This window comes from Arthrobacter sp. UYNi723, from assembly GCF_054057635.1.
Genome location: NZ_JBSRZM010000054.1, coordinates 1 through 9,329, shown reverse-complemented (window position 1 = coordinate 9,329; position 9,329 = coordinate 1). Strand labels below are relative to the sequence as shown.

Annotated in this window: 10 protein-coding genes and 1 pseudogene; 7 read left to right on the top strand and 4 right to left on the bottom strand. The window is 59.5% G+C overall.

Features of this window, described 5'->3' with window-relative positions; translation table 11 throughout:
* From ACVWY0_RS21785 to hxlB, 4 genes and pseudogenes are all read right to left on the bottom strand, one after another.
* Nucleotides 1-230: pseudogene (locus tag ACVWY0_RS21785) on the bottom strand (glucose-6-phosphate dehydrogenase); the annotation flags it as partial.
* Nucleotides 231-276: 46 nt separating this feature from the next.
* Nucleotides 277-468: a hypothetical protein gene (locus tag ACVWY0_RS21780; RefSeq protein ID WP_485838547.1), complete on the bottom strand. Its 192-nt coding sequence runs from the start codon at nt 466-468 to the stop codon at nt 277-279.
* Nucleotides 469-643: 175 nt separating this feature from the next.
* Nucleotides 644-1,267 carry a 3-hexulose-6-phosphate synthase gene (gene hxlA, locus ACVWY0_RS21775; RefSeq protein WP_185262140.1) on the bottom strand — a complete coding sequence of 208 codons (624 nt, stop codon included), beginning with the start codon at nt 1,265-1,267 and terminating at the stop codon, nt 644-646.
* 55 nt (nt 1,268-1,322) lie between these two features.
* Nucleotides 1,323-1,922, bottom strand: a complete 600-nt coding sequence (gene hxlB, locus ACVWY0_RS21770) for a 6-phospho-3-hexuloisomerase (RefSeq protein ID WP_485838546.1) — start codon at nt 1,920-1,922, stop codon at nt 1,323-1,325.
* A 356-nt stretch (nt 1,923-2,278) separates the two neighbouring features.
* Between hxlB and ACVWY0_RS21765 the strand changes: the two genes are divergently transcribed.
* The 7 genes from ACVWY0_RS21765 (at nt 2,279) to ACVWY0_RS21735 (ending at nt 8,921) form a co-directional block, all read left to right on the top strand.
* Complete coding sequence (locus ACVWY0_RS21765; RefSeq protein WP_485838545.1) at nt 2,279-2,968, top strand: FadR/GntR family transcriptional regulator; 690 nt, start codon at nt 2,279-2,281, stop codon at nt 2,966-2,968.
* The gene (locus ACVWY0_RS21760; protein WP_485838544.1) at nt 2,965-3,672 is read left to right on the top strand and encodes a cache domain-containing protein; all 708 of its coding nucleotides are present in this window, start codon (nt 2,965-2,967) and stop codon (nt 3,670-3,672) included. The genes ACVWY0_RS21765 and ACVWY0_RS21760 overlap by 4 nt, the downstream gene beginning before the upstream one ends.
* 486 nt (nt 3,673-4,158) lie before the next feature.
* Nucleotides 4,159-5,643, top strand: a complete 1,485-nt coding sequence (locus ACVWY0_RS21755) for an APC family permease (protein WP_485838543.1) — start codon at nt 4,159-4,161, stop codon at nt 5,641-5,643.
* A gap of 425 nt (nt 5,644-6,068) precedes the next feature.
* On the top strand, nt 6,069-6,449 hold the full coding sequence (locus ACVWY0_RS21750; RefSeq protein ID WP_185262135.1) for a cupin domain-containing protein: 381 nt from the start codon (nt 6,069-6,071) through the stop codon (nt 6,447-6,449).
* 8 nt (nt 6,450-6,457) lie between these two features.
* Nucleotides 6,458-6,940 (top strand): dimethylamine monooxygenase subunit DmmA family protein, encoded by a 483-nt coding sequence (locus ACVWY0_RS21745; protein ID WP_485838542.1) that lies wholly within the window; start codon nt 6,458-6,460, stop codon nt 6,938-6,940.
* Entirely contained in the window at nt 6,937-7,923 is a 987-nt protein-coding gene (locus ACVWY0_RS21740; RefSeq protein WP_485838541.1) for a PDR/VanB family oxidoreductase, read from the top strand. The genes ACVWY0_RS21745 and ACVWY0_RS21740 overlap by 4 nt, the downstream gene beginning before the upstream one ends.
* Complete coding sequence (locus ACVWY0_RS21735; protein WP_255482231.1) at nt 7,920-8,921, top strand: heme-dependent oxidative N-demethylase family protein; 1,002 nt, start codon at nt 7,920-7,922, stop codon at nt 8,919-8,921. Before ACVWY0_RS21740 ends, ACVWY0_RS21735 begins: the two co-directional genes overlap by 4 nt.
* Nucleotides 8,922-9,329: the final 408 nt, after the last annotated feature.

The window sequence follows — 9,329 nt, the reverse complement described above, 5'->3', positions numbered from 1 at the left end:
CGGCGGCCGAAACCCACCAACGCGAAACTCGGCGGCAACAACCCCCGGTTCGCGAGGTCATACACGGCCGGCATGAGCTTCTTACGGGCAAGGTCACCCGTCACTCCGAAGAGCACCAACGAGGACGGACCGGCAATCCGGTTCAGGCGACGATCACGCGGATCCCGCAACGGGTTGCGGCCAGACTTAAGTCCAGACCTCACACTTGAATCAACGTAAGTAACTGACATGGTTGCTTCTAACTTTCGGCAAGGCAGTGCGGCAGCCGACCGACGCTCACGAGAGTATCTGCTCGCGGGTCTCCCCATAGGGAACGGTGTCACTGAGTGCGAGGGTGTACCGGCTGGGATCATGGCGGGTGACCAGAATGCCGGCATAGCAATGAGGCGTCGCTACCTGGCGGAGCGCGGCCTCTGCATGGTCGAGCAACTCGTAAAGCCGACCAGGCTCGGTAACGATGACTTCCAAATTGTGTGTGGCCTGACTACGCATGATGAACAGCTTCCTTTCCAGGGATCCGGATCCCCCAATGTGCCAAACCCCTCATCCTTGGGGTGTGTTGTGTTCTTGGTTCTTACACCGAACGTGTACTGCCCGCGGTGACGTATCTCCGCGGGCAGTACGGGCATGACATTCCGGCTGGTTAGTTGATGGCGGCGCGGAGCTGCTTGGCTGCCAGTGCGGGGTCGGCCGCGCTGTAGATGCCGCCTCCGACGACGGCTACGTCGGCGCCGGCCTTCTGGACTGCTTCGATGGTGGCGAGCTTCACGCCGCCTGCGACGGAGAACGGAACGCGCGCTTCTGCTCCGGCGCGGAGCAGCCCGGTCAGGTCGAAGCCCGGCAAGGCCTGCTCGTCGAGACCGGCGTGCATCTCTACGAACTTGGCACCCAGAGCGCGGGCTTCCTTAGCGCGGGTGACTTTGTCTGCCACGCCGATGAGGTCAACGACGATGCCCTTGTTGTGGGCTTTGGCTGCCTTGACGGCGCCGGCGATGGTGGAGTCGTCGGCAGAGCCGAGCACGGTGACCAGGTCGGCGCCGGCTTTGAAAGCGATGTCGGCTTCAAGTTCTCCGGCGTCCATGGTCTTCATGTCAGCGAAGACGATCTTGTCCGGGTGGGCGTTCTTGACGGCGGTGACGGCGGAGAGGCCGGCAGCCTTGATCAAGGGGGTGCCGAGTTCGATGATGTCGACGTACTCGGCGACCTGACCGGCCAGTTCGAGGGCGGCTTCGGTGGTCAGGACGTCCATAGCAACTTGGAGTTTCATGGTGTTGTTTTCTTTCTGTTGGGAACTGCAGTGGGTGTGAAAAATTGTGGTTCGGTTATTCGAGGTTGGCGTGGCGGAGCCAGAGCTCTTCGGCCGGTACGTCGGTGTTGTCCCACAGGGACTGGAACAGGGTTTCAGTGGCGAGGAACAGTACCTGCTCGAAGAGCGACCCGGAGTACTGGCGCGAAACGCTGGAGCCGTGATCGGTCTTCTGCGCGGCGGGAATGATCACCACAGCGTCAGCAAGCCCGGCGAGAGGTGAAGTCGCGCTGGTGGTGAACGCGGCAATCCGCGCTCCGGCCTTCGCCGCTGTTTCTGCTGACTTGACTACTCCCGAGGTCGTTCCCGATCCCGAGGCCACCAGGAGCAGGTCACCGGAGGCGATTGCGGGCGTGGTGGTGTCACCGGCAATGTGGACGTTCAGGCCAAGGTGCATCAGCCTCATGGCGGCCATCCGCAGCACCAGCCCGCTTCGGCCGGCTCCGGCGACGAACACCCGGCCAGGATGGCTAAGGTGGCGGGCCACGTCGGCGATCTGCTGCTCGTCGATCTTGGCCGCTGTGTCCGCGATCTCGTCCTGTACAAGAGCGAGATTCCGGACAATGTCACCGGTGGTGCTGTATCCGGTGAGCGTTGTATTTACTGTCGGAGTCACGTTTTGTCCCTTCCATTCGGTCGTCGGCCGGGATCCGGTCGAACGATGCTTTGTGGTTGGTATCCATACTCCCGAAGCGAAAGGGCGGGGGTAACACTGTTTTTTGACGGTTCTGACTACACTTTAGGATTGGTGGTGCCGAGCCGCAGGCTAGCGAGTGCCGAAAAGCCGCAGTTTTGAAGGATTCATTGCATAGACTCTGGAGAACGAGTTAAGTCCACTCACGTACTCTCCGGACTGCTTGTCATTGATCGACCCGTACCCATTTTCCGGAGCGCAGACTTTTGGCCTCGCCGTCATCAATCCAGTCCCAGATTTATCGGTCCCTGCCCGAAATCGAGAGGGCCGATGCGATTGTGGACAGAATTACCAAAGCCATCGGCCTTGGGCTGCTTAAAGTGGGCGAACGCTTGCCACCCGAAGCGGCCCTCTCGGAAATGTTTGGGGTTGGCGGCGCCACTCTTCGCGAAGCTTTGGGGGAACTGCGCGAGCGGGGGATCGTCGAGACCCGCAGGGGCCGAAGTGGGGGAACCTTCGTGGTCAACCAGCCTCGTACGCAGAAGGACGTCATCCGGGATTGGTTCCTCTCGACGTCAATTTCGGAAATACGTGACATCGGTGACGAACATTCCGCTATAGCAGCCACCACCGTCCGTCTGGCCTGTGAGCGCGCAGAAGCACACGACTTCGAGCGCCTTCAGGAACTTGCGCGGGCATTAATTCTGGCCGACACCCCCGAAGTGCGTGCACCTGCTGACAGCCGCTTCCACATCGAGCTGGCAATAGCCGCACAATCGCCGAGGCTCGCCAACGCGGAAATACGGCTTCAGGAAGAAACAGTCCAGCAGCTTTGGACTCCCCTCACGGTGGCATTTGACCCCGAGCAGGCAACCGCAGAACACTTGGAATTGGTCCGGGCAGTAGCCCAAGACCAGCCGGAGAAGGCCCAAAACCTTATCCTTGATCACATCAGGCGGAACATTTTTCATCTGATAGACCAGAAACTGACCCTCGGCTATGCCCAATCAAACCAGGATGGTCAATGAAGCCCACCGTTGAAGTCGTACATGCTGCATCTGACCTTTCTTCCTGGATGAGCGGCGTCTGCACGGAGGTCAAAAAGCTCTCCAGCGACGTTTCTTCCCTCCTTGAACGAAATCTCGCCGGCAAGTCCAAAGCAGGCAAGGCGGTCCTCAAGGGATTGGATGAATATCCCCGGGATTTCCTGACGAAGAACAGCTACGCAGCCGGGGCCGGGACCTTCTTCGCCGTGGAAACCATCGAGGAGGGGGTGCCGGCTTTGGACTGGTGGGCCCGCAAGGAACACGGCACCATCGGCAGGCTCGACCTCGACATGACTCCAGGCAGCAGCCGATATTACGACTATGAGAAGCTGCCGTTCTTTTCCACCGCCGCTTCCACAGGTGAGCAGAGTGTATGGGGGCCATATGTGGACTTCCTCGGCTTCGAGGAATACATCCTGACATTTGCGGCCCCGCTTTCTGTTCACGGGCGTTTCACGGGCGTGGCTGCATGCGACATCCGGATCAGGGACCTGGAACCCCTCATCATGCCCACTCTGCGCGCCATTCCCGGAGATGCGGCCCTCGTCAATGCCAGCAACCGCGTCATTCTCGGCAACACCGGTTTATACCTCGTTGGTGAGCGGATTAAATCCGGTGTTCCCGACCAGCATCGGATGGCCCTGGACGTCCCACACCTTGGGCTTTCCCTGATTTTCGCTGTCTAGGTGCGAACTTTCCCAGGCACGGGTCAACGTCGGTTGCACCGAAGCTGGAAAAAGTTCGGCGAATAAAAGCTATCGCAATAGAGCTTTTAAGCTGTAACCTCTGTGGGTGATCTGTTTCACATGCCATACCTCGGAGCAGTCACGAGTCTTTCGGCACCAGAGGAAGAATTTCCCGGGCTCGGACATCACCCTTGTCCACGTCACGAGAGCTCAACTCTGAAGGTGTTTTTGCGAGCGACCCCCCTGCCGCACCAGTCGGCCTAGCACGTTGGCGCTACCACTGCGCGCACCGGAGCCTGCCTCGTTTTACTTGCCAGTCCGCCGTCCGGACCTTCATGCAGTTGCAAGATCGTGCTGCCGGATAGCGCCGTGATACCACATGCCGGGCTGGACAGGTGTGTTCTTGCACCGCCACTGGAAGATTCAAGAAAAAGAGTTCCATAACGAAGAAGTCAGAGACGACTAGAGTAGTTTTAGGGAGATTTTATGAGTGAAAATCGTTCAGACGGCACCGATCACCTGGAACGGTCGATCGACTGGAAGCAGGGTTTGGCCATTGCGCTGGGTGTGCCCTTGCTGATTCTGCCCTCATTGGGCTATCTGCCGATGTATGTGTCCGCCGCAGCAATTCTCATCTGGGGATTGTCGGTCCTTCAGGGTTTTATGCAGAGCACCGCGTATGCCGAGATGGCCACGACGTTCCCCAAGGCTTCCGGCCTGCCGGGGTTCGCCCAGCATGTATTCCGGACGGAGAACTACAAGGGCAAGTACGACAAGGGCAAGCTGATCGGTGGCTTCAGTGCGTGGAGCTACTGGTTCGCCTGGAATCCTGTACTGGCAATTTTTTCCATCCTGGTGGGCGGTTACCTGCATGGGCTGTTTCCGGCTCTGGCCGAGACATTCACCGAGTACCAGCTCGCACTGATCTCAGGCCTGGTGATTTTCACCGGGTTGTTCATCGTCAACTGGTTCGGTCTCAAGGACGGCGCCAAACTGGGCTACATCCTGGCTGCGTTCTCTCTTATACCCCTGGTTGTCCTGACCGTGGCGCCTTTCGCGACCGGGAAAGTCGACATGTCAAACATCACCGGCAGCTGGATGCCGGCCGACTGGGCCTGGGACATGCACCACATCCTGATTCTCTTTGGCATCTTTGCGATCGCTCAGTGGAGTGCCTGCGCCTGGGAAACGGCAGCCATTTACGGCCCCGAATACAAGAACCCGTCCAGGGATGTCCCCAAAGCGCTTTATGCGTGCGGCATCATCTGCTTCTTCTCATTTGTCTTAGTGCAATCCGCGGTGATCGGCGTGCTTGGTGTTGAGGGTGTACTGGCCGAGCCCCTGTCGCCCCTGATTCCAGTGGCCCAGGCCGTCTTTGGCCAGGCAGGCACCATGATCACCATCATCATGCTGATCGCCGCCATGATCCTCATCATCCAGACGGCCTATCTGGGCTCTTCCCGCGCCATGCACTCCATGTCGAGCGAAGGCAACCTCCCCAGGGTCTTCGGCAAGACAAACCGCCAGGGCACTCCGTTTGTCGCGATGCTGGTCATCGGGGCCTTCAACCTGGTACTGATTTCGATGGGAACGCCGGCGGCAATACTTGCAGCGTCCGCAATTGGTTACACCTGCGCCAACGGCATCAGCCTGTTCGCATATGTCAGGGCTAAGAATCACCCGTCCTTCGCCAACCTCGAACGGCCCTTCAAAGCACCCAAGGGCTGGAAAAAGGTTGCCCTGCTCTTTGGCCTGTTCAATCTACCCCTATGCCTGGTGGGCGTGGTGTACCTGAACAGCCTGGAGGTCGGTTGGACCTCAACCTGGGTTGGTTTCCTCGTACTATCGCTCTATTTACCCATCTGGTTGTATACCCAGCGTGAATCCCGTCGGCTGAATGACAAAGCAGCCACTGCTCCATCTTCAGACCACGACGCCGGGGACCTTCGACCGGTTCCAAATCCCAGGTGACGTAGCCGGCCGGGGATTCCGCCGGAAGAGTCCTGCACACGTGTCCCGATCATGTCCACCGGGTTGACGCATGACGGGGTAGTACAGGCGTTGTTCTAGCCCGGCGCACCAGGACGGACAGTGGTAGACGCTTGTTTCACGGTGGATGCCGGGCCCTTACGAGGGCCCGGCATCCACCGTTGCGCTTTTCCGGTGGTTCCCTACGTGTCAATAGTTCCCACGCAAAATAAACACTAAATCCCAAGGCGTAATTTTCTAAAAAAGACTGGACTAGATGAATTAAGTACCGTAGCTTTGCAGATGGGACGAGGAGCGTGACTCGCATCACACCAGCAAGGGCTCGGATTAGAGCTCAGTTGGTTACCCCTGAGGACGGCCCCTCCCGGAACCCCATCTTTTACACACCACTAGTCAAAGGAGACACCATGGAAACCACCCTCGTAGGAACACTGACCAAGGCCGGATCGATCCACAAGGTAGAGAACGGCTTCATCGGCCTCCCGTCCATGGACGAGCCGGGGACGGTCGCCGCGATCGGCGATTCCCTCCATAACCCGGAGGGGTCGGTCATGTGCGCCGGATTCTTCGAACTGAAGGCCTCGGAGCCCTTGGTGTACACCTACACCTACGACGAAATGAAGGTCGTCATCAAGGGAGAATTCATCCTCACGGACCAGACCACGGGCGAAGTGACGCACGCGAAGGAGCGCGACGTGCTGTTCTTCCCCAAGGGCACAACCGTCAAGTTTGAAACCCCTGAGTACGGCCTGGGGTTCTTCGCCGGCGACCGCACCTTCGCACCGTAAGACCGACCATGCGTTCCGCGTCCATGCCGCCAGCAGCCGGCAACGGCCTGGAACCTGGTTTCCGCGGTGTCATCTGTGTATCTTTCGGATCCTCAGATGACACCGCACTTCCAGACACCAATGGCCAGCCCCGGTACGATCTCCATTTCGAATCGGCAACCGCCGAGAGCCTCTCGGAACTCAAGTCTGTGTTCAGCGGTTCCCGTGTAGGCGTCCGTCTGATACTCGCAGGCCCTCCGACGGATATCCGTGCAGCCGCAGCAGCCGCCGCAGACTGCGGACTTCTGGGCGATGAGGTAACGCTCCTGCTCCAGGAAACCGGACCCCGGTTTGTTTATTGCCCGCATTGCCTTACCACCACCGTTGATGAAGCAGCCGGCACCGAGGTGAAGTGTCAAGGATGCGCCACCACCTTGACCATCGCTGATCACTTTTCCCGACGAAGAGGCGCATACCTGGGCTACTCAGCCCACGCCGAGGAGGCAGCATGACCGCCATAGCGCTCCAGCCCCGCGTCCACCCGGCGGTGGAAGGAGGCCTCCAGCTGGAGGTGACAAACGTCAGCCGCCAGACGGAATCGATTGTCAGCATCACGATGGCTGCCCCGGAAGGTGGAAGGTTGCCCTCCTACGTCCCGGGGAGCCACCTTGTGGTCCAATGGGGAAACGGCGTCAATGCATACTCACTGACAGGCTCAGGCAACGCACCGTCCGAATACAGCATCTCTGTCCTGAGGGTCGGCGAAGGAGCCGGCGGCTCCTTAGCCATGCACCGGCTTTGCGTCGGTGATCGTGTTAATGTTGCGCGCCCCCGGAGTGCTTTTGCTCCCGCATCAACAGCGACGCATCATCTGCTTGTTGCTGCAGGAATCGGGATCACGCCGATTCTTTCACATGCCAGGGCCGCGGTGGAACGGGGCTCCACAGCAACGATGATCTACGTGCACCGGCCAGACGCCGGCGCCCACGTAACGGAAGCGCGGGAACTGCTCGGGCCCGGGCTGACCGCTTTGGTCGAGTGCACTGACCGGGGCAGTTTCCAAAACGTTCTGGCGGAAGCGCTCATAACGCAGCCCGTCGGAACCCACCTCTACGTGTGCGGTCCGGTTGTCTTCATGGATGCGGTCCTGGAAGAGGCCCGAGGCCATGGCTGGTCATCCGCCCGGCTCCATTCAGAAGCCTTTGGCGCAGCTGAACTGGACGCGGGCGAACCCTTTACGGTGCATCTGGCACGCAGCGGCGTTCGTTTGGAAGTTCCAGCCGGCGTTTCGCTGCTGGAGACCCTTGAAACAGCAGGGCAAAGCATCCCCAATATGTGCCGAAAAGGCATCTGCGGCGAATGCGTCCTGCCGGTGCTTCGCGGCGCACCCCAGCACCGGGATCTTTACCTATCCGAGCAGGAAAAGGCCGCGAACACCATAATGATGTGCTGCGTTTCGCGTAGCAACGACCCAGAATTGGAGTTGGACCTTTGAGTAGCACGATCATCGAAACCGATCCTGACGCCGCCCTCCTCCCGGAACGGATCAGGCGCTTTCCCTTTCCTTTTGCCTCTGACACCTACCGGTACAGCGCAAACGTCGAACCAGCCACCAAGACAGCGCCGACAGAGGCGGGCGCCTGGGGCGCCCATCTCGTGGACATCGACGAACACTATCTGGATGAACTGGCCGAGCGCGCCAAGGTGCTGACACGCGACCCTTCCCGCGTGAATGTCCTCCCCCACATGCGAACGGCGGTGTGGGACGCCCTCACCACCCTGCTGTCCTCCATGGCCGAAGACTACCCGGATACGATGTCTTTCCACCGGGAAGGGAACATCTGCCGTTGGCGTAACGGTCTGCAGAACCTCGAGGTGGAATTCACCGTCGGAGACGACAGCTCGCTGCCGGAGGGGCCACTGCGGTTCCTCGGCACCCAGATCCAGGACGACATCATTCTTCTTGATATCCGCGAAGACACGTTGTGGCTTGATGCCGGCCTGGTCACCTTCGCCGCCGACTGGTCATTCGGTTTCGACGTCGGCATGAACTTTCTTGAAATCCACCATCCCGTCCCGCGGGTGAAGGAAGAACGCATCACCAGCCGGGCCGAGCAGTTCCTGTTGCGCCTGCAGCCCGGGGAACAATTTCGGCGGACCAACTGGACGATGACCATAGGCCGGCGTATGGATACCTCCACGGAAACGTACCCTGAATGGGGCCCCGACCGCAGCACCATAGCCGACGATCCCGCCATGCCGGAGAAGCTACACCTGCGGGTGGAAGTGCAGCATTTGATCCGGCTCCCGCACTCCGGTGCCCTGCTGTTCCTGGTCCGGACCCATCTCCTGCCGCTCACCGACATTGCCCGGGTACCTGCGTGGCGGGAAAAGATGGGCCATGTGCTGGCCGAACTACCGGACGACATGGCCGAATACAAGGGCATCATCCGCTACCGCAAAGCTGCATCTGACTGGCTGCTCGCCCGCTAAACCCCGGCATCGCGCCATAAACAGGCAATAAAAGAATATGCATAAAAAAAGCTAGACTAAATGATTTATTTCACGTAGCTTGGCTGCAAGAGGAACACGTGACCGGCATCACGTCCGTGGAGTTCAGAGTTGAGCTCCGCCGGCAAGGCCCGGCATCCTCCAGGCAGCTTTCAAGCATATGAGTGGACTGCCAAGTATTCGCAAAACGCCACCCATGTCACGGGGCAATTCGCCTATCAGGCCGTAGGGATCTCATCCTCAAGAAAGAACCAAGGAGAAAACCATGACTCTCACCACTGAAATCCACACCGAGGTTGGGGTAGCACACCCTCTCGATCCGCTCTCCCGCGACGAGATTTCCCGGGCCGCGGCCATCCTGAAGGATGGCCAGGCCGCGGCCGAATCGTT